This window comes from Oscillibacter sp. CU971 (assembly GCF_905219725.1).
GTDB lineage: Bacteria > Bacillota > Clostridia > Oscillospirales > Oscillospiraceae > Oscillibacter.
This window is the reverse complement of record NZ_CAJMXG010000023.1, coordinates 1-23,198: the sequence shown is the minus strand read 5'-3', so window position 1 is coordinate 23,198 and position 23,198 is coordinate 1. Positions and strand designations below refer to the sequence as shown.

At 63.3% G+C, this 23,198-nt stretch carries 19 protein-coding genes; 11 read left to right on the top strand and 8 right to left on the bottom strand.

Translation table 11 applies throughout. From position 1 onward, the window contains the following. Positions 1-242: transposase (locus JX325_RS03485; RefSeq protein WP_374220579.1), on the bottom strand; the 242-nt coding region annotated here is incomplete at its 3' end. 190 nt (positions 243-432) lie between these two features. Here JX325_RS03485 and JX325_RS03480 point away from each other — a divergent pair. From JX325_RS03480 to JX325_RS03470, 3 genes are all read left to right on the top strand, one after another. Next, on the top strand, positions 433-1,062 hold the full coding sequence (locus tag JX325_RS03480; RefSeq protein WP_204789784.1) for a redox-sensing transcriptional repressor Rex: 630 nt from the start codon (positions 433-435) through the stop codon (positions 1,060-1,062). A 20-nt stretch (positions 1,063-1,082) separates the two neighbouring features. Continuing rightward, positions 1,083-2,165 (top strand): S-layer homology domain-containing protein, encoded by a 1,083-nt coding sequence (locus JX325_RS03475; RefSeq protein WP_204789783.1) that lies wholly within the window; start codon positions 1,083-1,085, stop codon positions 2,163-2,165. Positions 2,166-2,298: 133 nt separating this feature from the next. Further along, positions 2,299-2,514 carry a hypothetical protein gene (locus tag JX325_RS03470; protein ID WP_204789782.1) on the top strand — a complete coding sequence of 72 codons (216 nt, stop codon included), beginning with the start codon at positions 2,299-2,301 and terminating at the stop codon, positions 2,512-2,514. A gap of 163 nt (positions 2,515-2,677) precedes the next feature. Here the strand turns inward: JX325_RS03470 and JX325_RS03465 are convergent, their stop codons facing one another. The 5 genes from JX325_RS03465 to JX325_RS03445 form a co-directional block, all read right to left on the bottom strand. Next, positions 2,678-3,208: a phosphatase PAP2 family protein gene (locus tag JX325_RS03465; RefSeq protein ID WP_204789781.1), complete on the bottom strand. Its 531-nt coding sequence runs from the start codon at positions 3,206-3,208 to the stop codon at positions 2,678-2,680. A 76-nt stretch (positions 3,209-3,284) separates the two neighbouring features. After that, complete coding sequence (gene ilvD / locus JX325_RS03460; RefSeq protein ID WP_204789780.1) at positions 3,285-4,952, bottom strand: dihydroxy-acid dehydratase; 1,668 nt, start codon at positions 4,950-4,952, stop codon at positions 3,285-3,287. Positions 4,953-5,103: 151 nt separating this feature from the next. Next, on the bottom strand, positions 5,104-6,600 hold the full coding sequence (gene galT, locus JX325_RS03455) for a UDP-glucose--hexose-1-phosphate uridylyltransferase (RefSeq protein ID WP_374220581.1): 1,497 nt from the start codon (positions 6,598-6,600) through the stop codon (positions 5,104-5,106). A 44-nt stretch (positions 6,601-6,644) separates the two neighbouring features. After that, a complete protein-coding gene (locus tag JX325_RS03450; RefSeq protein ID WP_204789779.1) occupies positions 6,645-7,934 on the bottom strand; it encodes a galactokinase family protein in 1,290 nt (429 codons plus the stop codon). Positions 7,935-7,997: 63 nt separating this feature from the next. Continuing rightward, positions 7,998-8,990 carry a dipeptidase gene (locus JX325_RS03445; RefSeq protein ID WP_204789778.1) on the bottom strand — a complete coding sequence of 331 codons (993 nt, stop codon included), beginning with the start codon at positions 8,988-8,990 and terminating at the stop codon, positions 7,998-8,000. Between the two features lie 197 nt (positions 8,991-9,187). Between JX325_RS03445 and pyrH the strand changes: the two genes are divergently transcribed. From pyrH to JX325_RS03405, 8 genes are all read left to right on the top strand, one after another. Then, complete coding sequence (gene pyrH / locus JX325_RS03440) at positions 9,188-9,958, top strand: UMP kinase (RefSeq protein WP_204789777.1); 771 nt, start codon at positions 9,188-9,190, stop codon at positions 9,956-9,958. After that, positions 9,952-10,509, top strand: coding sequence for a ribosome recycling factor (frr, locus tag JX325_RS03435; RefSeq protein WP_204789776.1), 558 nt, complete (start codon positions 9,952-9,954; stop codon positions 10,507-10,509). The genes pyrH and frr overlap by 7 nt, the downstream gene beginning before the upstream one ends. Continuing rightward, on the top strand, positions 10,509-11,477 hold the full coding sequence (uppS, locus tag JX325_RS03430) for a polyprenyl diphosphate synthase (protein WP_374220578.1): 969 nt from the start codon (positions 10,509-10,511) through the stop codon (positions 11,475-11,477). Before frr ends, uppS begins: the two co-directional genes overlap by 1 nt. Next, entirely contained in the window at positions 11,371-12,117 is a 747-nt protein-coding gene (locus JX325_RS03425) for a phosphatidate cytidylyltransferase (protein ID WP_374220580.1), read from the top strand. The genes uppS and JX325_RS03425 overlap by 107 nt, the downstream gene beginning before the upstream one ends. An 18-nt stretch (positions 12,118-12,135) precedes the next feature. Beyond that, positions 12,136-13,287 (top strand): 1-deoxy-D-xylulose-5-phosphate reductoisomerase, encoded by a 1,152-nt coding sequence (gene dxr, locus JX325_RS03420; protein ID WP_204789774.1) that lies wholly within the window; start codon positions 12,136-12,138, stop codon positions 13,285-13,287. A 14-nt stretch (positions 13,288-13,301) separates the two neighbouring features. Continuing rightward, positions 13,302-14,375: an RIP metalloprotease gene (locus tag JX325_RS03415; RefSeq protein ID WP_204789773.1), complete on the top strand. Its 1,074-nt coding sequence runs from the start codon at positions 13,302-13,304 to the stop codon at positions 14,373-14,375. A 1-nt stretch (position 14,376) separates the two neighbouring features. Next, the gene (gene ispG, locus JX325_RS03410) at positions 14,377-15,414 is read left to right on the top strand and encodes a flavodoxin-dependent (E)-4-hydroxy-3-methylbut-2-enyl-diphosphate synthase (RefSeq protein WP_204789772.1); all 1,038 of its coding nucleotides are present in this window, start codon (positions 14,377-14,379) and stop codon (positions 15,412-15,414) included. Positions 15,415-15,447: 33 nt separating this feature from the next. Further along, complete coding sequence (locus JX325_RS03405; protein ID WP_204789771.1) at positions 15,448-19,440, top strand: PolC-type DNA polymerase III; 3,993 nt, start codon at positions 15,448-15,450, stop codon at positions 19,438-19,440. A 256-nt stretch (positions 19,441-19,696) separates the two neighbouring features. On the opposite strand, the gene JX325_RS03400 is transcribed toward JX325_RS03405, so the two are convergent. Continuing rightward, on the bottom strand, positions 19,697-20,263 hold the full coding sequence (locus JX325_RS03400; protein WP_204789770.1) for a TetR/AcrR family transcriptional regulator: 567 nt from the start codon (positions 20,261-20,263) through the stop codon (positions 19,697-19,699). Then, positions 20,260-20,862, bottom strand: coding sequence for a TetR/AcrR family transcriptional regulator (locus JX325_RS03395; RefSeq protein ID WP_204789769.1), 603 nt, complete (start codon positions 20,860-20,862; stop codon positions 20,260-20,262). Before JX325_RS03395 ends, JX325_RS03400 begins: the two co-directional genes overlap by 4 nt. Positions 20,863-23,198: the final 2,336 nt, after the last annotated feature.

The following is a 23,198-nucleotide window of genomic DNA, read 5'->3' as shown; positions in this document are numbered from 1 at the left end:
ACGATGCTGCCGCCCCGCATCATCCGTCCAGCCCGCTCCAGGCAGCGGTTGATTGCGTCAAAAAACAGCTTGCCGATGCCCTTCTCCTCCAACAGATGCCGAAAGTGCAGCAGGGTTGTGGCGTCCGGGACATCCTGCTCGAAAAAGTTGATCCCCATAAATTTGCGCATGGCATAGCTGTCATAAATTGCGTCCTCTGCTCCTTCATCGGATAAGCTGAACCAGCATTGCAGCAGATACATCCGCTGCTATCATTTCGGGGGATTAAATCAGCGTTTCCTTAAGGGGAATTGGCGCCGCCGCAAAGGCCGCGGTGGGTTCTCTGCTCCGGGGAAATTTTTTTAGGAAAAAGATTGTTAAAAAAATTGACAAGTTACCAATTATGAGCTAAACTATAACTGTTATGACAAATTCTGATTGGGAGTGAGGGCTTTGAAGAAAGAAAACGTCTCCGACGCCGTTATCCGGCGGCTGCCCCGTTACTACCGGCAATTGACCGAACTCTGCGCCAAAGGCGTGGTGCGCATCTCCTCCCATTCTCTGGGGCAGGAGATGAACATCACCGCCTCCCAGATTCGCCAGGACCTGAGCTGCTTCGGGGAGTTCGGACAGCAGGGTTACGGCTACAATGTGGAGGAGCTTCACACGGAAATCGGCCGGATTCTGGGTGTGGACAACAATCACCATCTGGTCATGATCGGCGTGGGTAATCTGGGCCACGCGCTTTTGCAGAATTTCCCCTTTGCCCAGACCGGCTTTACGGTGGACGCCGCTTTCGACGTTTCGCCCGCTGTCACCGGCACCCGGGTCAACGGCGTCCCGATCTATTCCATGGACGAGGTGGACGATTTCATCCGTTCCCACAGTGTGGACGTGGTGGTGCTGACGATTCCCCAGTCCATCGCCCAGGAAACGGCGGACCGGCTTGTTGCGCTGGGAGTCCGGGGCTTCTGGAATTTTACCAACGTGGAAATTATCTGCGGCCAGCCCGACGTGAAGATCGAGAACATTCACTTTGCCGACAGCCTGCTGACCCTGAGCTACCGCATTGCCAACCGTTGACAAAGGAGAAAGGAACCCTCATGCGGAAAAAACTGCTCGTCCTGGTCCCGCTGTGCCTGCTGGCTGCCGCCGTTTGGGCCGCCGCTGCCGGGGACGCTGGGGACCCGCTGGCCTCCTTGTCGTATCTGAATGGAGCTTTTACCAATAAGGTGGACGCCGCCGTGGACGCCCGGCTGGAAAACAGCGGAGCGCTTTCCGGGGGGGACGGGGGGATTTCCTCCGCGCCCATTGGGGCGGCCGCCGCTTGGACGGAGCGCCGCGTGAAACAGGAGGATGTTTTACAGGCTGTTACCGGCGACGGCATGCTGCTTCTGGCGGGAAGCGGGAAGGTCGGCTATTCTTCCGGAGCGGTGGTGGATGTGACGGACGGGACGGTACTCCCCAGCGGGGGAAGCCTGGCGCTCCGGCACCGCTACCTGGTGGCGGAGGACACCGCCGCTGATTTTACCATTACCAGCAAGACCGCCGTGGTGGACTGGCAGGGGACTTGCACCTTCTACGACTCCACCTCTACGGATTACAACGCCATGGCCGCCGCCCTGAAGGCCATGCACCTCTTCCAGGGCAGCTACACCGGCTACGGCCAGGGCTTTGACCTGGAAGCGGCCCCCACCCGACTTCAAGCGCTGATCATGTTCATCCGGGTGCTGGGGGAGGAGAGCGAGGCCCTGGCCTGGAACGGGACTTGTCCCTTTAACGATGTGCAGCCCGGGACCAACGGGGCTAAATATGTGGGCTATGCCTTTGAAAAAGGCTATACCAACGGCTACAGCGCCATGGAGTTCCGCCCCTCCGGCCCGGTGAACGCCCGGCAGTATACGGAGTTCGTCCTCCGGGCCCTGGNCTACAGTTCCGCCGCCAACACGGATCTCTCCGACGCGCTGGCCCGGGCTCAGAGCGCGGGCCTTCTGACGGAGGGGGAGGCGGCCATGCTCCAGCGGGACCCCTTCCTGCGGGCGGAGCTGGTGTACGTCTCCTATTACGCGCTGGAGGTTCCGATAGCCGGTACGGGCCTGACGCTGGCCCAGCGGCTGATGGACAAGGGGGTCTTTACTCAGTTTGAGCGGGACGCCGCGCCGCCGGTGCTGAACTGGCGCTTGTAGTAATGTAGTAATATGTGTGCGCCGCCCTCGGGAGGGTCTTCCCGGGGGCGGCGTTAGTCACCTCCAAGGGCGGGGGGCATATGATGAACTGGGACCGCTCTGATTCGGTCTACATCTCTCAGGAGGTTTCATTATGTGCAATAACGGCTTTGGCGGCGGAAACTGCTGCTGGATCATCATCCTGCTGATCATCGTCTGGTGCTGCTGCGGAAACAACAGCTGGGGCGGAAGCACCGACGGCTGTNGATGCGGCTGCGGGTGCAGCTGCGGCGGCTGCAACTGTGGCGGATGCAACTGCGGTGGCTGCAACTGCGGCTGCAACAACTGCAACCCCGCTCCCTGCTGCTGACCTGCTTTTCTCGAGAGAAAAGTAGGCAAAAGAGCGTTCGCGCGCTCTGATAGCCTGGTGATAGACTAGGCTGGAGCGACGGCAANCGGATGGCTGCCGTGNNGGTACTTTTTTACNAATGACATAACTAAAGCCCCGGGCCCAACAGGGTCCGGGGCTCTTTTCAGGGTTCCTTGGGATTTTTGAGAAGCGCTTTCGTCAGCTTAGCCCCGGCCCAGCCCACGGCGGCGCCCAGCAGGATGCCGCCCAGGACGTCGGTGGGCCAGTGGACGTAGAGATACAGCCGGGAGAAGGCTGTCACGGCGGCCAGGGCCAGGGCCGGACGCCACAACGGGCTGCCGGAAAACCGCAAGGCAAAGACCATGGCGAACGCCGCCGCCGTGTGGCCGGAGGGGAAGGAGGCGTCCCCCGGCGGGGGGACCAGCAGCGGGAAGTCCGGGCGGAAGGCAAAGGGCCGGACCCGGCCGATCAGGGGCTTTAAAAGGATGTTGCACGCAATCAGATCCAGGGTCAGGGCACAGGCGGCGGAGAGGCCGTATGCCCGCTGCCGCCGCAGGAGGAGCAGCACGGCGGCGAGGAGAATCCAGATTTCCCCATGGTTGGACAGGCCGCTGACAAAGGGCATCAGCCAATCCAGGAAGCCGCAGCGGAGATGAAGCTGTATCCAGTCCAGGATTGTCAATTCCAGTTCCATAGAGTCCTCCTTATGCAATGCGGGCGGGGCCGCGGCGTCATGCCGCGGCCCCCGTTTGGCTTGCTGCGAAGAATGATTATTCCAGGACCGCGCCCCGGGCGGCGCTGGTCACCAGCTTGGCGTACCGGGCGGCGTAGCCGGTTTTGATTTTGGGCTCCGGGCAGACCCACTTAGCCTTCCGGACCGCCAGAACGGCCTCGTCCACCTCCAGGGAGATGGAGCATTTGGTGATGTCGATGGCGATGGTGTCCCCGTCCTCCACAAAGGCGATGGGGCCGCCCTGGGCCGCCTCGGGGCAGACGTGGCCGATGGAGGCCCCCCGGGTCGCGCCGGAGAAGCGGCCGTCGGTGATGAGGGCCACGTCCTTGTCCAGGCCCATGCCCGCGATGGCGGAGGTGGGATTCAGCATCTCCCGCATGCCGGGACCGCCCTTGGGGCCCTCGTAGCGGATGACCACCACGTCCCCGGCCACGATTTTTCCGGCGTAGATGGCGGCGATGGCGTCCTCCTCGCAGTCAAAGACCCGGGCGGGGCCGGTGTGGGTCATCATTTCGGGAGCCACGGCGGAGCGCTTCACCACGCAGCCCTCCGGGGCCAGGTNGCCCTCCAGCACGGCGATGCCGCCGTCCTGGGAGTAGGGGCTTTCAATGGGGCGGATGAGCTCCGGGTTCCGGTTTTCCACCCCCTCCAGATTCTCGGCGATGGTCTTTCCGGTGCAGGTGATCAGGGAGGTATCCAGAAGGTTCTTTTTCGTCAGCTCCTTCATGACGGCGTAGACGCCGCCCGCGCCCTCCAGGTCCTCCATGTAGGTATCCCCGGCGGGGGCCAGGTGGCAGAGGTTGGGGGTCCGGCTGGAAATCTCATTGGACATGTCCAAGTCCAGCGCAATGCCGCACTCATGGGCGATGGCGGGGAGGTGGAGCATGGTGTTGGTGGAGCAGCCCAGGGCCATGTCCACGGTTTCGGCGTTGTGGAAGGCCGCTTCGGTCATGATATCTCGGGGACGGATGTTCTTTTCCACCAGCTCCATGATCTTCATGCCCGTGTGCTTGGCCAGCCGCAGCCGGGCGGACCAGACGNCGGGGATGGTGCCGTTGCCCCGGAGGGCCATGCCGATGGCCTCCGTCAGGCAGTTCATGGAGTTGGCGGTGTACATGCCGGAGCAGGAGCCGCAGGTGGGGCAGGCGTTGTTCTCATAGTCCTCCACACCCTCCTGGTCCAGCTTCCCGGCGTAGTAGCTGCCCACAGCCTCAAACATGTGGCTCAGGCAGGTGCGCCGCCCGTCGTTCAGCCGTCCCGCCAGCATGGGGCCGCCGGAGACAAAAACGGCGGGAATGTTCAGCCGGGCGGCGGCCATGAGGAGGCCGGGGACGTTCTTGTCGCAGTTGGGGATCATGACCAGCCCGTCAAACTGGTGGGCGATGGCCATGGCCTCGGTGGAGTCGGCGATGAGATCCCGGGTGATGAGGGAATACTTCATGCCCACATGGCCCATGGCGATGCCGTCGCACACGGCGATGGCGGGAAACTCCACGGGGGTGCCCCCGGCGGCCCGGACGCCGGCCTTCACGGCCTCGGCGATTTTGTCCAGGTTCATGTGGCCGGGAACAATCTCGTTATAGGAGCAGACCACGCCGNTGAGCGGGCGCTCCAGCTCCTCTTTGGTGTAACCCAGGGCGTAGAACAGTGAGCGGTTGGGGGCCCGTTCGATGCCCTGGGTGACGTTGCGGCTGCGTTCTTTCATATGAATTTGCCTCCTATGTGTCCGGGCAGGGCCCGGGAAAATCGGTTTCAGTACCGGATTTTTATCATAATATAGAATCCCGCCCCTGTCAAGACGGGAGAACGCTCCACCGGCAAAGCCGGTGGAGCGTTTAGAAAGAAGGCGCGGATCGTTAAATCGTGTTCAGGAAGCGGAGGAAGGCCTCTTTGCCCTCCGCTGTCCGCTTGTAGACCCCGGCGTGCTCCAGCACCTGGGCGAAAACCAGGCCGGTTTCCTTCTGGACGATTTCCAGGGCGTTTTCGGATGTAAAGGTATAATTGGGAGCAAAGGCCTCCGCCCAGCCGGCGTGTTTGGCGGTTCTCTCATNCGCACGGAGGTCCCGGCCATGGACGAGGCCGTCCGCCACCGCCGCCAGCTCCTCCTTCAGCCGGGCGGGGAGCACCGCCAGGCCCATGACCTCAATGAGGCCGATGTTCTCTTTTTTAATGTGGTGAAGCTCGTCGTGGGGGTGATAGAGGCCCAGGGGGTACTGCTCGGTGGTCAGGTTGTTCCGCAGCACCAGGTCCAGCTCGAACTTTTCTCCCCGCCGCCGGGCGATGGGCGTGATGGTGTTGTGGGGCACGCCGTCCGTCTCGGCGAGGATGACCGCCGCCTCGTCGGTGTAGGCCCGCCACTTGCCCAGGATCTTGTCCGCCAGGGCGATAAGCCTGTCCGGGTCTTCGGAGGAAATTCGAATGACGGACATGGGCCACTTTACGATGCCCGCCTCCACGTCTTCAAAGCCGGGGAAGGTGAAGGAAGTCTCCACAGGGGCCGTCTCCATGGCGAAGGTGTACCGTCCGCCCTGGAAGTGGTCGTGGGCCAGAATGGAGCCGCCCACGATGGGAAGATCCGCGTTGGAGCCCACAAAGTAGTGGGGGAACTGGCGGACGAAATCCAGGAGCTTGCCGAAACAGGCCCGGTCGATCTTCATGGGGGTATGAATCTGATTGAAGCAGATGCAGTGCTCGTTGTAATAGACATAAGGGGAGTACTGCAAAAACCAGGGAGAGCCGTTGATGGTGATGGGGACCACCCGGTGGTTCTGCCTTGCGGGGTGGTTCACCCGGCCCGCGTAGCCCTCGTTTTCCGCGCAGAGCTGGCAGCGGGGGTAGTTGGAGGCGGGGAGGTCCCGGGCGGCGGCGATGGCCTTGGGGTCCTTCTCCGGCTTGGAGAGGTTGATGGTGATGTCCAGGTCCCCGTACTCCGTGGGGGCCTTCCACTGCATGTCCTTGGCGATGCGGTCCCGGCGGATGTAGTTGGTGTTCTGGCTGAATGTGTAATACCAGTCCGTGGCGGCCTTGGGGTCCCGGGCGCACAGGGTCTGGAACATCTCGATCACTTGGGCGGGGCGGGGGGTGAGGCGTCCCATGATTTCCGTGTCGAAGAGATCCTGGTAGACCACGGAGTTTTCCGCCAGCACGCCCCGCGCGTGGGCGTCGTCCAGCAGCTCCTCCAGCACGGGGGCCAGTTCTATGCCGGCTGGGTCCCAGGTATGCTCCGGTTCCGTATAGCTGTCCAGCTTTAACACATCCAGGATGGTGTTGATGGCCCAGGTGCGCTCATATGCGGCGATAAGGCCGGCGTGTTCCGCGTAGTCCGCCANCTTGGCAATCGCTTCGTTTACNATGATTTTGCTTCCTTTCTGCCTTTACAAAAGCCTTTTGTAAACCGTCAGGCCACCACCACGCAGCCGCCCTGGGGCCGGACCCGGAGCACATGGCACATGCCGGGGCCCAGCAGGGCCTCCATGCCGGAACGGAAGGCGTCCAGCTTTTCCAGGGGGACAAAGGCCTGAATCGTCCCGGCGAAGCCGCCGCCGTGGACCCGGATGGACCCGGTTCCCTCCAGCAGCTCCCGGCCGAAGGCCAGGGCCAGGGGGATGGCCTGCTGCCGGGGGTCCGCCGTGGACCAGGTGTTTTGAAGGTGCAGGGAGGAGGACACGCCGGAGGCGTTTACCAGGGCCAGGAAGGCCGCGAAATTCCCCTGCTCCAGGGCGTCCGCCTCCTGGACGGCCCGGCGGTCGTCATCGTAGAAGTGAAGGGCCCGGAGGACGGCCCGGTCGCCGCACTCCCGCCGCAGGGCGGGGATGGCCGCCCGGAAGTCCGCCTCGGGAACCTCCCGGAGGAGCTGCTTNCTGAAATGAACCGCCACGGAGCGCATTTCCCGGGTAATGTTGGAATAGTCCTCCGTCAGGTGCTTGGCGCTGTGGTCGGAGCCGGTGTCCACGATGCAAAGAGCGTGGCCGGAGGCGGCGAAGTCGTAGGAGATGGGCCGGACCACCGGGTCGGCGGGATCGCCGAAGTCGATGGCCACCGCGCCGCCCACGGAGGAGCCCATTTGGTCCATCAAGCCGCTGAGCTTGCCGAAGTGGACGTTTTCGGCGTACTGGCCGATNTTCGCCAGCTCGATGGCGTCCAGCTTCCCTTCGCAGAAAAAGTGGTTGATGATGTTGCCGATGAGGATTTCATAGGCGGCGGAGGAGGAGAGGCCGGAGCCGGAGAGGACGTTGGACACGGCGCAGGCGTCAAAGCCGCCCACCGCATAGCCCCGCTGGGCGATGCCCGCCGCCACGCCCCGGACCAGGGCGGCGGAGGAGTTGGCCTCCTCGGGCCGGGGGCTGAGGTCGCTGAGGTCCACCTCCAGGGTGGGGTAGCCCTCGGACTGGACCCGGATGACGTTTTGCCCGTTGGGGGCGGCGCAGGCCATCATGTCCATGTCCACGCTGGCGCAGAGGACGTGGCCCCGCTGGTGGTCCGTGTGGTTGCCCCCCAGCTCCGTGCGGCCGGGGCCGCTGAAGAGGGCGGCGGCGCCCTTGGGGGCGAAGGCGTCCGCCAGGGCCTGGGTGACGTGCAGGGCCCGGGCCCGGGCCTGGGTCAGCCCCCCGGCGGTGTAAACGGCGGCGAGGGGGGCGTCGCACTGGCCCGCTTCCAGGGCTTGAAGCAGTTGATTGCAGGAATACATCAGGATCGGCCTCCTTTCTTTTTCAGTGTCCAGTATAGTAAATCCGGCGGAGAAATTCAATGCCTACTTTCCCGCTTTGCCCAAAATCCGCAGAAAATTTCCCCGGGCTACCAGCTCCCGCTCCTTCGGGGACATGCCCAGGCGCTCCAGGCAGTCCAAGAAGGCCCCGGCGTGCCCGCAGTCCTCCAGTCCCCGGGCCGCCTCGTTGCCGGGGGAGCCCATGAACTCGCAGAAATCGAAGCCGCAGGCCACATGCTCCACGCNCATGACCTCCGCCATGCGGGCGGCGTGGAGGGCCAGCGTTTCCGCCGTTTGCCGTTCCGGGTCCTGGTGAACGAAGTTTTGGTAGGCGTTCACGCCTACNACGCCGCCGCTGTCCCGGATGGCCCGGAGCTGTTCGTCGGTGAGGTTCCGGGGCACGTCGCAAAGCGCGCGGCAGTTGGAGTGGGAGGCGATGACCGGGCCGCAGGCCAGCCGCAGGACCTCCCGGAATCCGCCCTCGTTCAGATGGGAGACGTCTATAAGAATCCCCAGGTCCTCCATCCGCCGGAGGGCCCGGCGGCCCAGGTCCGTCAGCCCCTTGGCGGGGTCCTGGGCGGCCCCGGCGGCAAAGCGGTTTTCCTCGTTCCAGGTGAGCATCCCCAGCCGGAGGCCCAGGGAGGCCAGCCGGTCCAGCTCCTCCGGGCCCTCCAGCTCCTCCGGGCCCTCCAGGCCCTCCATGCCCTCAATGGCCAGGAAGGCGTACAGCTTTCCCTCCGCCCGGGCGGCCTCCGCCTCCGCCGCGGTGCGGACCACCGCCAGCCAGGGGCACTCGGCGAATTCCGCCTGGGCGCAGGAGAGCATCACCTCCAGCCGGTGGGCGGCGCGCTCCGCCCCGGGAACGCCCTCCCAGAAGGTTTGGCCCTGCCCCCGGCCGTACCAGAGGGCCAGGACCAGGCCCTCGATGCCGCCCCGGCGGAGGCGGTCCAGGTGGCGCCGTTCCAATACACGGGATTCCCCCGCCAGGCGGCGGCGGGTCACGTCGTAGAGAAGATCGGAATGTCCGTCAAAAATCATAGCAACGCTCCTTTCGCCCCGGCAAAAGGGCCGGGGCGCTTTATTTTATTCCAAACGAGGGCGGAGGTGCAAGGGGCTTTTCGGCTTTTTTTCGGAAAATCTCGTCTACCCCCTATGCAAAACCGGAAAAATACGTTAAAATAGTAACCGCTGTAAAACCCAGAAGAACGGCATATTCGGAAAAGGGAGGTCACACGATGACAAAACCTGTATACCGGCGGGTGCTGCTGAAAATCAGCGGCGAGGCCCTGGCCGGAGACAAGCACGCCGGATTGGACTTCCAGATGATTGGCCGGGTCTGCGACGTGGTGAAGGAATGCCTGAACCTGGGCGTTCAGGTGGGCCTGGTGGTGGGCGGCGGCAACTTCTGGCGGGGCGCCAAGGACGGCGGAGGCCGCATGGAGCGGACCCGGGCGGATCACATGGGCATGCTGGCCACTGTGATGAACTGCCTGGCCGTGGCCGACGTCTGCGAGCAAAAGGGCATTCCCGTCCGGGTNCAGACGGNCATCGAGATGCGGCCCATCGCCGAGCCCTACATCCGCTCCCGGGCCATCCGGCATTTGGAAAAGGGGAGGGTGGTGATCTTCGGCTGCGGCACCGGCAACCCCTTCTTTTCCACGGACACCGCCGCCGTNCTCCGGGCCNCCNAAATCGNCGCGGTGGTCATCCTGCTGGCGAAGAACGTGGACGGCGTGTACTCCGCCGACCCGGTGAAGGACCCCGGCGCGGTGAAATACGACACCATCAGCTACGACGACGTGCTGGCCCAGCACCTGATGGTGATGGACACCACGGCCACGTCCCTCTCCATGGACAACCACATTCCCGTGCTGCTCTTCGCCCTGAAAGACCCGGAGAACATCCTCCGGGCCGTCTGCGGCGAGAANGTGGGCACGATTGTAAAAGAANGANCGGAAGCATACGCCGGATNTGAACAATTGAAAGGAGCGTCTCCATTATGTTAAAGGACGAATACAAGGTATACGAGGACAAGATGAAAAAGAGCATCGACTCCGTGGCGGCGGACTTCGCCTCTGTCCGGGCGGGCCGGGCCAACGCCTCCGTGCTGGACCGGATTCTGGTGGACTACTACGGCAGCCCCACCCCCATTCAGCAGATTGCCGCCATCTCCTCCCCGGACGCCCGGACCCTGCTGATCTCCCCCTGGGACGGCTCTGCCCTGAAGCTGATTGAAAAGGCCATTNAGAACTCCGACCTGGGGATCAACCCCCAGAACGACGGCAAGGCCCTGCGCCTGGCCTTCCCCCAGCTTACCGAGGAGCGCCGGAAAGAGCTGGTAAAGCAGATCCGCAAATACGCCGAGAGCGGCAAGGTGGCGGTGCGGAACATCCGCCGGGACGCCATGGACAACTTTAAAAAGCAGGAGAAAAAGTCCGAGATCACCGAGGACGAGCTGAAGCAGGTGGAAAAGGACTTCCAGAAGCTCACCGACGAGAGCTGCAAGAAGCTGGACGAGCTGCTGGCGAAGAAGGAAAAGGAACTGATGGCGGTCTGATGGCGGAAAACAGGAACGAAACGGGGCGGCTGGCGCCGCCCCGCGCTAATGGAGCGGCGCGGGGGGGAACCGGCGGGAATCTGCCAGCCCCGCCCCGCCACATTGCGATCATCATGGACGGCAACGGCCGCTGGGCCACGAGACGGGGCCTTCCCCGGACGGCGGGGCACAAGGCGGGAGCGGAGACTTTCCGGAAAATCGCCACCTACTGCAAGGATATCGGCGTGAAGTACCTGACGGTCTACGCCTTCTCCACGGAGAACTGGAAGCGCTCCGAGACGGAGGTCTCCGCCATCATGGCGCTTTTGAAGAAGTACCTTCTGGAGGCGGTGGACACCATGGAGCGGGACCACATCCGGCTCCACTTNTTCGGGGACATGNCTCCCATCGCCCCNGAGCTNCGGNCCCTNGCCCGGGAGACNGACGAGATTACCGNGCANCTAAGCAAGGACGATTTCCAGGCCAACGTCTGCCTGAACTACGGCGGGCGGGACGAGATTCTCCGGGCGGCCCGGCGCTTTGCCGCCGACTGCGCGGAAGGGAAGCGGAAACCGGAGGAGCTGGACGAGGCGGCCTTTTCCGGCTATCTGGATTCCGCCGGGATTCCGGACCCGGAGCTGATCATCCGGCCCAGCGGGGAGCAGCGGCTGAGCAACTTCCTGCTCTGGCAGTGCGCCTATTCGGAGTTTTACTACACGGACACCCTCTGGCCGGACTTCGGCGAGGCGGNGATAGATAAGGCGATTGCNGCCTATCAGAGCAGGGACCGGAGATTCGGCGNCGTGAAGNAAGGAGAAGGNAGGAAGTCCCATGAAATCAAGAATCCTGGTAGCCGCCGTGGGCATCCCGGCGCTGCTGTATGTGGTCCTGGCTGCGCCGCCTTGGGTGATGATGGCGGCGCTGTGCCTCCTNGCGGGTATCGGCGGTATGGAGCTCCAGCGTTGTGTCGGCGGCGTGAAGCGGAGTGAGCTGGTGAGTGTGAGTACCGTAGCCGCTGCGGTTACGGTGGGATGGATTTATGACCGGGATCACCACCTGTCCGTCATTATCATGCTGGTAGTCCTGCTGGCTTTTTTCAGCGCCATTGAAAAGGGCGGCGAAGTGAAGTTCAGCCAGATTATGGCGGGAACGGGCGGCAGTCTTTTTATCGGCTGGTNCTTCGCGTCCTTCCTCCGGCTGGAGGCTTCCGGCATCCACCGGGCCNNTCTCCTCCTGCCCTTCATTTTGAGCTTTGCCTGCGACACCTTCGCCTTTNTCGCCGGGATCACCCTGGGCAAGCACAAGCTGGCTCCCAAGGTCAGCCCGAAAAAGACCATCGAGGGCTCCGCCGGGGGCCTTCTGGGCAACGTCCTCTGCGGCCTTCTGTTCGTCTGGGTCATGGACCGCTTCTTCGGCGGCTCCGCCATCGGATACGGTCCCATGGCCCTGCTGGCCCTTCTCTGCGGCGTGGTGGCACAGGTCGGGGATTTGAGCTTTTCCCTCATCAAGCGNGAATTTGGGATCAAGGACTACGGGCATTTGTTCCTGGCCCACGGCGGCGTGCTGGACCGGTTTGACAGCGTGCTGTTCGTGGCCCCGGTGTTAGAGANTATTTTCAGCTTTCTGTAATAGAATAGAGATGTAGATATGACAAAGACGATATCAATCTTAGGCTCCACCGGCTCCATCGGGCGGCAGACCCTGGAGGTGGCGGAGCAGCTGGGGCTGACGGTGGCCGCCATCACCGCCCACAACAATGTGGCGCTGGCGGAGGAACAGGCCCGGAAGTTCCGGCCCCGGCAGGTGATCATGACCGACGAGGCGGCGGCAAGGGACTTAAAAGTCCGCCTGGCGGACACGAAGACCCGCGTCCACGGCGGCGTTTCCGCCCTCTCCACGGCGGCGACGCTGCCGGGGGTGGACACGGTGGTCACCGCCGTGGTGGGCATGGTGGGCCTCAAGCCCACCCTCGCCGCCATCCGGGAGGGCAAGCGCATCGCCCTGGCCAANAAAGAGACCCTGGTCTGCGCCGGGGAGCTGGTGATGGAGGCGGCGGAGAGGCGGGGGGCGGAGATCGTCCCCGTGGACTCGGAGCACTCCGCCATTTTCCAGTGCGTCCAGGGCTGCCTGGACCGGGGGGAGATCCGGCAGGTGATTCTGACCTGCTCCGGCGGGCCCTTCTACGGAATGGGCAAGGAGGAAGTGGCGAAGAAGACCCGGGCGGACGCGCTGGTTCACCCCAACTGGAAGATGGGCCCCAAAATCACCGTGGACTGCGCCACGCTGATGAACAAGGGGCTGGAGGTTATCGAGGCCATGCGCCTCTACCGCCTCCCCCTGACGCGGGTGAAGGTGGCCATCCNCCGCCAGAGCATCGTCCACTCCCTGGTGGAGNTCCGGGACGGGGCGNTGCTGGCTCNGNTNGGGACNNCGGACATGNGGCTTCCCATCCGGTATGCCATGACCTACCCCCAGCGGGCGGAGTCGGCGGCGGAGCCGCTGAACCTTTTGAGTTGCCCGCCNCTGACCTTCGAGGAGCCGGACCGGGGGACCTTCCCGTGCCTCCGGCTTGCGGAGGTGGCGGCGGCCAAGGGGGGCACCGCCTGCGCCGTGCTGAACGCCGCCAACGAGGAGGCGGTGCGGCTGTTCCTGGAGGACCNGATCGGCTTCCGGGACATCTTTGACCTCACCGCCCGGGCCATGACGGAGCTGCCCGTGGTGCACAAGCCCAGCCTCCCGGATATTCTGGAGGCGGACGCCGCGGCCCGGCGTGAGGTTTTGAAAAACGTTTCAAGGTAAGGGGCAGTATCTTTATGAGCTTTGTCTATGTTCTGGCAGGTATTTTTATCTTCGGCTTTCTGGTCGCCATTCATGAGCTGGGCCACTTTCTGGCGGCCCGGCTCTGCGGCGTGCGGGTCAACGAGTTTTCCATCGGCATGGGCCCGCTGCTGTGGCGCCGGGAGACGGGAGAGACCCGGTATTCCCTCCGGCTTCTTCCCATCGGCGGCTTCTGCGCCCTGGAGGGGGAGGACGGGGACACCGGGGACGAGCGGAGCTTCACCCGTCAGGGCTTTTGGAAAAAGCTTGTGATTCTGGCCGCCGGGTCCTTTATGAACCTGCTGGCGGGGATCGCCGTGATTGCCTGTATCTTCGCCACGGCTTCCGGTTTTTACGTGGACCAGGTGGCCGGATTCTCCGAGGGGTTCCCCCTGGAAGGGGAGGACGGCCTGATGGAGGGTGATATCTTCTATAAAATCGACGGCTGGCGGACCTACCTCCGGGGAGACGCGTCGCTGCTTCTCCAGTTCAACGACGGNAAGGGCGTCGATGTGGAGGTCATCCGGGACGGGGAGAAGGTGGTTTTGAAGGACCTGCCTTTGTACCGGGGGACCTACGACGGCCAGGAGGGGCGGTTCGGCCTGATGGTGGGGGCCGCCCGGGTTCCGGCGACCTTCTTCAACACAGTGAAATTTATCGGTTACCAGACCCTGGACTTTGTCCAGCAGGTGTGGTTCAGCCTGATTCAGCTGTTCCGGGGCAGCGTGGGCCTCTCGGAGGTCAGCGGCCCGGTGGGCATCGTCTCCACCATGACGGAGGTGGGAAACGCCTCCAAGACGGCTATGGACGCCGTTGAGAACATCGCCTTCTTCGGGGCGCTCATCGCCATCAATCTGGCGGTGATGAATTTGCTGCCCATTCCGGCNCTGGACGGGGGACGCATCNTCTTCCTGGCGGTCGACGCGCTGTCCCTGGGACTGTTCAAGCGGAAGGTGCCGGAGAAGTATCAGGCGGCGATGANCGCGGCGTGNTTNATTTTGCTGATGGGCGTGATGCTGCTGGTGACCTTGAAGGACGTTGGGCAGCTCTTTATGCGGGGAGGTTCCTGATATGATGAAACGCCTGATGGTGGGGAAGGTTCCGGTGGGCGGCGGCGCGCCGGTGTCCATCCAGTCCATGTGCAACACGAAAACCGATGATGTGGCGGCTACCGTGGCCCAGATCAAGTCCCTGGAGGCCGCCGGGTGTGAGATCATCCGGGTGGCCGTTCCCGACCAGGCGGCGGCGGAGGCCGTGGACAAAATCAANGAGCGGATTTCCATTCCCCTGATTGCCGATATTCACTTCAACTATAAACTTGCCCTCGTCTGCGCGGAGCGGGGAATCGACGCCATCCGCATCAACCCCGGCAANANCGGCGGGGAAGAGAAGGTCAAGGCNGTGGCGGACGCCTGCCGCCTCCGGGGCATCCCCATTCGGGTGGGGGTCAACGGCGGCTCTTTGGAGAAGGAGCTCCGGGCCAGGCACGGCGGCGTCACCGCCGGGGCCCTGGTGGAAAGCGCTCTGGGACAGGCCCGGCTGCTGAACCGCTTCGATTTTGACGACATCTGCTTTTCCGTCAAGTGCTCCGACGTGCCGCTGACCATGGCGGCGTACTTAGCCCTCAGTGAACAGACGGACTACCCCCTCCACCTGGGGGTTACCGAGGCGGGCACTCCCTCCATGGGGATGGTGAAGTCCGCCATGGGCATCGGCGGCCTCCTCTGCCTGGGGGTGGGGGACACCATTCGGGTGACCCTGACCGCCGACCCGGTGGAGGAGATTTACGCCGCCAAGAAGATTTTGAAGGCGGCGGGGCTGCGCAAAACCGGCGTGAACCTGATTGCCTGCCCCACCTGCGGCCGGACCCGGATTGACCTGATTCCCATCGCCGAGGAGGTGGAGCGGCGGCTGGCAGACTGCGAAAAGAACATCACCGTGGCGGTGATGGGCTGCGCCGTCAACGGCCCCGGGGAGGCCTCCGCCGCCGACATCGGCATCGCCGGGGGCAAGGGCGAGGGGCTGCTGTTCCGCAAGGGGGAAATTTTGTATAAGGTTCCCCAGGAGCGGCTGGTGGACGCGCTGATGGAGGAGATCGGGAGGCTCTAAGGCCTGAGATTGAAATGCACAAGAGAGGACGCCATGTCGAGAAACATTCCATTTTTTGAATTTTTCGCCGAGCTGTCGGCGTCTCCTGAGCTCCGTCTCCGGCTGACCGGGGCGGAGCTGACCCATGGCCGCATCGACCAGGGGGAGCGGTCCATAGATCTGGATATGACGGTGAAAAGCCCCCTGGACCAGGGGGGCGTGCAAAGCCTGGAGGAGACGCTGCGGGCGGTCTACGGCTTTCAAAAAGTGGCGCTGCACGTCACCTGCGCGGCTCCGCCGCCTCCGGCGCCCAGCCCGGTTTCCCAGAGCGGCGGCGGGGCCAAGGCGGCTCCCAAGAAGAAGCCGGGCAAAATTCTCATGGGCAATCCCGTCAAGGCCCGGCCNGGCCCCATGTCGGCGCTGAACGTGAAGATGGGCACGGCCACGGTCTCCGGAAAGGTCTTCTCCTTCGAGTGCCGGGAGACCCGGCGGCCGGGGCTCTGGCGGCTGAGCTTCGACATGACCGACGGCACCGGCTCCGTCACCGTTCAGAAGAACCTGGGGGCCAGGGAGGCCCAGGCCCTGGAGGGGGCGGTGAAGCCGGGCATGTGGCTGGTGGTCCAGGGGAAGATGGAACCCACCTGGNNCGGCAAGGACATCCAGCTCAACCCCCAGCACATCAACGTGACGGACNACGAGGAACGGATGGACACCGCCCCGGTGAAGCGGGTGGAGCTCCACCTCCACACCCGGATGAGCAACATGGACGCCCTCACCGACACCAAGGAGGTCATTCAGGAGGCCATCCGCTGGGGCCATCCCGCCATTGCCATCACGGACCACGGCGTGGCCCAGTCCTTCCCGGAGGCGTGGCACGCCGCCGGGGATAAAATCAAGGTCCTCTATGGCGTGGAGGGCTATTTCATCAACAACGTGGANGACCNCATCGNNGTNCACGGCCCCCAGGACATTCCCCTGGACGGGGAAATCGTCTGCTTCGACATCGAGACTACAGGCCTCCGGGTGGACCGGGAGGCCATTACGGAGATCGGCGCGGTGGTGCTGCGGGACGGCGAGATCGCCGAGCGGTTCCAGACCTTCGTGAACCCGGGAAGGCGGCTGACGCCGGAGATCATCGGCCTCACGGGCATCACCGACGAGATGCTCAAGGACGCACCCAAGCCCGCCCAGGCTCTGGCGGATTTCCTGAAATTTGTAAACGGGCGGCCCCTGGCGGCCCACAACGCGGAGTTTGACATCGGCTTCATCCGCAAGGGCTGCGCCGAGGCGGGCCTGGATTTCCATCCCACCTATATCGACTCCCTGATTCTGGCCCAGAACCTGCTGCCGGGCCTGGGAAAGTACAAGCTGGACATCGTGGCGGAGCATCTGGACCTGCCCGCCTTCAACCACCACCNGGCCAGCGACGACGCGGCCACGGTGGGCTATATGCTGATTCCCTTTTGGAAAATGCTCCATGAGAAGGGGATTCACACCCTCCAGGCCGTTAACGGCGAGATGGAGAAGCTGCGGCCCCTGGGGAACAAGTCTAACCGCTTTCCAAAGCATATCATCCTCCTGGCCCGGAACAAGACGGGGCTGAAAAACCTCTACCAGATGATTTCCGCCTCCAACCTGAAATACTTCAAGCGGGTGCCCACCATTCCCAAGAGCCTGCTGAAGGAGCACCGGGAGGGCGTGATCGTGGGCGCGGCCTGCGAGGCGGGAGAGCTGTTCCAGGCGGTAAAGGACCACAAGGACTGGGAGGAGCTGAAGCGCATCGCCTCCTTCTACGACTACCTGGAAATCCAGCCCCTGTGCAACAACGCCTTTATGCTCCGCAACGGCGACGCCAGGNACGCGGAGGANCTGCGGGAGTTCAACCGGGTCATTGTCCGCCTGGGGGAGGAGCTGGGGAAGCCCGTCTGCGCCACCGGAGACGTGCATTTCCGGGAGCCGGAGGACGAGGTGTTCCGGCATATCCTCCTGGCCTCGAAAAAGTTCCCCGATGCCAACGAGGCCCTGCCCATCTATTTCAAAACCACCGATGAGATGCTAAAAGAGTTCTCCTACCTGGGGGAGAAAAAGGCCTATGAGGTGGTGGTGGCCAATACCCGCCTGGTGGCGGACCAGATCGAGCAATTCGAGCTGCTGCCCAAGGAGCTGTTCCCGCCGAAGCTGGAAAACTCCGAGGAGGATTTGAACCGCCTGGTCTGGGAGAAGGTCCACCGCCTCTACGGCGAGGACCCGCCCCAGCTCATTGTGGAGCGGCTGAACGTGGAGCTGGGCGGCATTTTGGGGAAATACGACGTGGTGTACATGTCCGCTCAAAAATTAGTCCAGCGATCCCTGGAAAACGGCTATCTGGTGGGCTCCCGGGGTTCCGTGGGCTCGTCTTTGGCGGCCTATATGTCCGGCATCACGGAGGTCAACTCCCTGCCGCCCCACTACCGCTGCCCGAAGTGCAAAAACAGCGAGTTTATCCAAGACGGGTCCTATGGCTGCGGCGCGGACATGCCGGACAAGGCGTGCCCGAAATGCGGGACCAAGTATGAAAAGGACGGCTTCGACATTCCCTTTGAAACCTTCCTGGGCTTTGGCGGCGGCAAGGTGCCGGATATCGATCTGAACTTCTCCGGCGAGTATCAGGCCCGGGCCCACCGCCACGCCATTGAGATGTTCGGCGAAACCCAGGTGTTCCGGGNGGGGACCATCGGAACCCTGGCGGAGAAAACCGCCTACGGCTTTGTGAAAAAGTATCTGGAGGAAAACCAGATGACCGTGGGCCGGGCGGAGGAAAACCGGCTGACCCTGGGCTGCGTGGGGGTCCGGCGGACCACCGGGCAGCATCCGGGGGGGCTGGTGGTGGTCCCGGCGGACAAGAGCATGGAGGATTTCTGCCCGGTCCAGCACCCGGCGGACGCCGACGATTCCGACACCATCACCACCCATTTTGAATACCACTCCATGGAGGCGAACCTCTTAAAGCTGGACATGCTGGGACACGATGACCCCACCATGGTCCGCATGATGCAGGATCTCACCGGGGTGGACCCGCAAAAAATCCCCCTGGACGACCCGGACACCATGTCTATCTTTATTTCCAGCAAGGTCCTGGGCTATGAGAACGACGAAATCCTGGGCCCCACCGGGGCGGTGGCCATNCCGGAGTTCAACACCCGCTTCACCCGGCAGATGCTTATAGACACCCAGCCCAAGGACTTCAACACCCTGGTGCGCCTCTCCGGCTTCTCCCACGGCACCGACGTGTGGCTGGGCAACGCCCGGGAGCTGATCGTCAGCAAGACGGCAACGGTTCTGGAGACGGTGGGCTGCCGGGACGACATTATGCTCTACCTGATTTCCAAGGGGCTGGANCCCAAGATGAGCTTTANNATCATGGAGTCCGTCCGAAAGGGGAAGGTGAAAAAGGGGGGCTTTGAGCCCGGCTGGGAGGAGGCCATGCGGGAGCACGACGTACCGGAGTGGTACATCGATTCCCTGGCGAAGATCGGCTATCTCTTCCCCAAGGCCCACGCCGTGGCCTACGTCATGATGGCCTTCCGCATCGCCTGGTACAAGGTCCATGAGCCCCTGGCCTTCTATGCCACCTTCTTTTCCGTCCGGGCGAAAGCCTTTGACGCGGAGTTTTGCTGCGCCGGAAAAGAGGCGGTGAAGAAGAAAATCCGGGAAATTGAGAACAACAAGGACGCCACCGCCGTGNAGNANAATCTGCTGACCACGCTGGAGGTCTGCTACGAATTCTACCTCCGGGGCTTCCACTTTGACACCATCGACATCTACCGCTCCGACGCCACAAAGTTCGTCATCACGGAGGGGGGGCTGCTGCCGCCCTTTACAACGGTTCACGGCTTGGNGGAGGCGGCGGCCCTGGACACGGTGGAGAAGCGGCAGGGGAAGGACTTCATCTCCATTGAAGAGTTCGCCCTGTGCTGCAACAAGCTCTCGAAAACCCACATTGAGCAGTTGAAGGCCCTGGGGGCCTTCGCGGGGATGGCGGAGACCAGCCAGATTACCTTGTTTTGATTCCGCCAAGACCGGAATAGGAGGAACAAGTGAAAAACCAATGGAGAGGAATCGCCCTGATTCTGCTCAGCATCACGCTGATGCTCGGCGCTCTAGGGGATGGGTGGAGATACTTTTTCGATTTGAGTATCAGCTGGCAGCATGTGTTTGCGGCGCTNGGCGTTATTGGGACCGTGATGGTGTTCCTGCCTGAGAAAAAAGGGAAGAAGTAAAGACTTATAAAAAAGAGAGAGGACGGCACGTCCTCTCTCTTTTATTATGTATCCGCCTCCATGGCCCGTTTCAGCATCCGTTCCGTCATGCCTTCGCCTAACTGGCAGAGGCGGCGGAACTGCTTTCCCAGGTCATAGCGCATCCCGTCGTTGAGCCAGGCCATGATCTGGCCGAAGCACTCGCACTGGTAGAAGCGGATGATGACCGCCCGGTCCTCCGCCGGGATGGGGATGCCGCCGATGGCCGCGGCGGCGTAGTCCTCCACCACCCGGCGGCACACGTCCATCAGGCACAGCTCAAAGAGGTCCCGATGNGCCGACTGGTTGATGTGCAGCACCGCCTGCCGGTGGTCCAGGGCGAAGCGGGCGGCGGTCTCCAGGCAGTCCGCCAGGGACAGGGCCGGGCCCTGGGCGGCGATGATGCGGTCCGCCTGGTCCGTGATGAGTTCTTCCAGCAAAGCGGGGATGTCCCGGAAGTGATAATAAAAGGTGTTCCGGTTGACGCCGCACTCCTGGACAATGTCCTTGACGGTGATCTCCCGGAGGGGGCGCTCCTCCAGCAGGCGGAGGGCGGCGGCCTTTATCGCCTCTCTGGCGGAAAAAGCGGTCATGAGGTCCTCCTTTCCTCCCGGGGGAACAGCCCGGCGGCGGCGCTGTCCGCCATGCGCTGGGCGGCGGCCAGGAGCTCCGCCTTGGGCAGGGCCATGTCCTTCTCAAACCATTCGGCCAAAAGGCCGATGAAGCCCCAGGCCAGGAAGTTCAAGAGGTAGTCCGTCAGCCGGGGGTCCTCCGGCTGGAACCAAGTCCGGACCAGGGGCGCGCCGTTCTCATGGACCAGCCGCTGGATGGACTGGAAAAAGCCGCTGGCCTCGCTGCTGGCAAACAAAACCGCGCAGATCTCCCGGTGCTCCACGGCGAAGTCCAGCACCGGCTCGAATACCGGGGCCACGCTGCCCACGGCAAAGGTCTCCTGCATGTGGGAATCCACCAGGGCCTGGAGCTCCGACAGCAGGTCCTCCTCCACGCTTTGCAGCAGCTCTGCGGTGCCGGAGTAGTGGAGATAAAAGGTGGCCCGGTTCATGTCCGCCGCGTCGGTGACGTCCCGGACGGAGATGTCGGAGAAGCTCTTCCGCTTCATCAGCTCCAGAAGGCTCTCCTTTAATAATTTGCGGGACCGCCGGGCCCGGCGGTCTTCGGGATTTTTCGGCATAGGGGTCCTCCTTCCGGCAAGCTAGACACTTGCCCGCTTTTGTCTATTGACCAGATTTCCTGCTTTTACTATAATCAACTCAAGTTAATAAGTCAACACAAATCTTATATTTGACAAAAGTTGATTATTCGGAGGGATCATTATGACCTGGAAAACCATGAGGAAACGCCTTTCCGCCCTGACGCTGGCGGCGGTGCTGACGGTGACGCTGAGCGTGCCCGCCGTAGCGGCGGAGGCCATCGGCGACGGCGTGGCCCCCACGTATGACGAGGCGTATTACGCCACGCTGGACTACTACGGAAACCTATTGGAGGGCAGCGTGGTAAAAAGCTGCGCCNNNAACGNAAAAGNCTGNCTGACGGACTACGGCGTATACGATGAGGTGGTGAACCTCACCGACAGCACGGCGCCGGTGAGCGGGGAGGGGGGAAGCACCTCCTTCCGCTTCACGGACGGCGCGCCGGACCACTTCTACTTCGAGGGCAAGACGAAAAAGCCCTTTGAGGACCTGCCCTGGCGCATTTCCCTGCGCTATACCCTCAACGGCGTCCCCGCCAAGGCGGAGGACCTGGCGGGAAAACAGGGCGTGGTGGAGATTTTCCTGGACATCGTGCCCAACGAGAATGCCGGCGACTACGCCCGGTACAATTACACCCTGGCGGCCACGGCCCTGTTCAACCAGGACGACATCCTCTCTCTGGAGGCCCCCGGGGCCCAGGTCCAGCTGGTGGGCAANCTGCGGACTGTCCTCTTCCTCTGCCTTCCCGGAGAGGAGCAGCACTTCACCATCCGGGTGGGCAGCAACGACTTTTCCTTCNGCGGCCTGACGGTGCTGATGATGCCCGCCACCCTGGCCCAGCTGGAGGAAATCTCCAAGCTCAGTGAGCGGAAGGACGATCTGGAAGAGGACTACCGGGCCCTCTCCGGCAGTCTCGACGAGCTGCTGGACGCCCTGGCGGACATCCAGAACGGCCTCTACGCCTCCGCCAAGGGTCTGGACCAGCTGGACGCGGCCCGGGGCACCTTCTCCGGCGGCAAGGGCGCGCTCTATGAAGGTACGGACCGCCTCCGGGCGGATCTGAGCAACCTGGCGGACATCCTGGCCCCGGTGGAGCAGCGCGTCCAGATTCTCAGCCAGACGGTGACGGACTCCAAGGCCGTCCTCAACGAGATGACCGACGCCGCCGTTACCCTCCAGGCTCAGCTGACGGAGATGGAGACGGCTTTGTACGGCCTGGAGCAGGGAACCTATGACCTGCGAAGCGTCATCAGCCTGGCGGCGGACATGGAGGGAAGCCTCCTTCGCTTAGAGAGCGCCCTGGGCGGCGTACATGTGGGCGGCGGCAGCGTCGCCACCAACAGCCGGGGGCTGGTGGAGAAGGTGAAAAATGTCCACGGCGCATACGCGGCGGAGGATACGGAGACTTTCCTCCAGAAAATGCTGGAGGCCCAGGGCGCGGGCAGCGCCGAGGCCAAGGCCAAAGCGGCGGGCATGAAGCAGCTGCTGGAGGCGGATAAGGCGGGCCTTCCGGTGCCGCCGGACCAACAGGCGGCCCTGGAGGCGGCGAAGCAATTGGAAGGGCTCCGCCAGGCCAAGGACCAGACGGGCATGGGCTTCGGGGATTTCTGCGGCCAGGTAACCCAGGACCCCAATACCGCCAAGCAGATGAACGACCTTTGGCTGATCTACAGCGCCGGAGGCTCCACTTCGGGAAAGGCTTCTTTGAGAAACCGCCCTGCCTCTGAGATTCAAATTACGGTCCCGGCCGCTCCGGCCCCGGAGCAGCCGCAAGCGCCGGAGACACCTTCGGCGCCGGTACAGCCCGAATCTCCAGAAACACCTGAGTCCCCGGCGGATGGCCAAATCCCGGAACAGCCTCAGCTCCCGGAACAGCCTCAGCTCCCGGAACAGCCTCAGCTCCCGGAACAGCCTCAGCTCCCGGAGCTGCCGCCCCCGGAAGCGTCCGCGCCCGAGACGCCGGAGGAACCCGCTGTGCTGGAAGAGACGACAGCCCCGGAAGAGCCGCGAGAACCCACGACTCCGGCGGAGGAGGCCCCGGCGGAGACACAGGAGCCGGAGGCCTTTCACAAGGGACAGATGTCGGCCCGGCTGGTGGTTTATGAAAATCTGGACGNGGACGACAGTGATTCCAGCGACGACAGCGGCTCCAGCGGGGACAGCGGCTCCAGCGGGGACAGCGGTTCCAGCGGCTCCAGCGGGGACAGCGGGGACAGCGGCTCCAGCGGAGACAGCGGCTCCGGCGGGGACAGCGGTTCCAGCGGGGACAGCGGTTCCAGCGGGGACAGCGGCTCCAGCGGGGACGGCGGTTCCAGCG

Excerpts from the sequence above, each read along its gene's own strand:
- JX325_RS03465 (WP_204789781.1), bottom strand. The coding sequence starts at position 3,208 with ATGGAACTGGAATTGACAATCCTGGACTGGATACAGCTTCATCTCCGC.
- JX325_RS03395 (WP_204789769.1), bottom strand. The coding sequence starts at position 20,862 with ATGCCGAAAAATCCCGAAGACCGCCGGGCCCGGCGGTCCCGCAAATTA.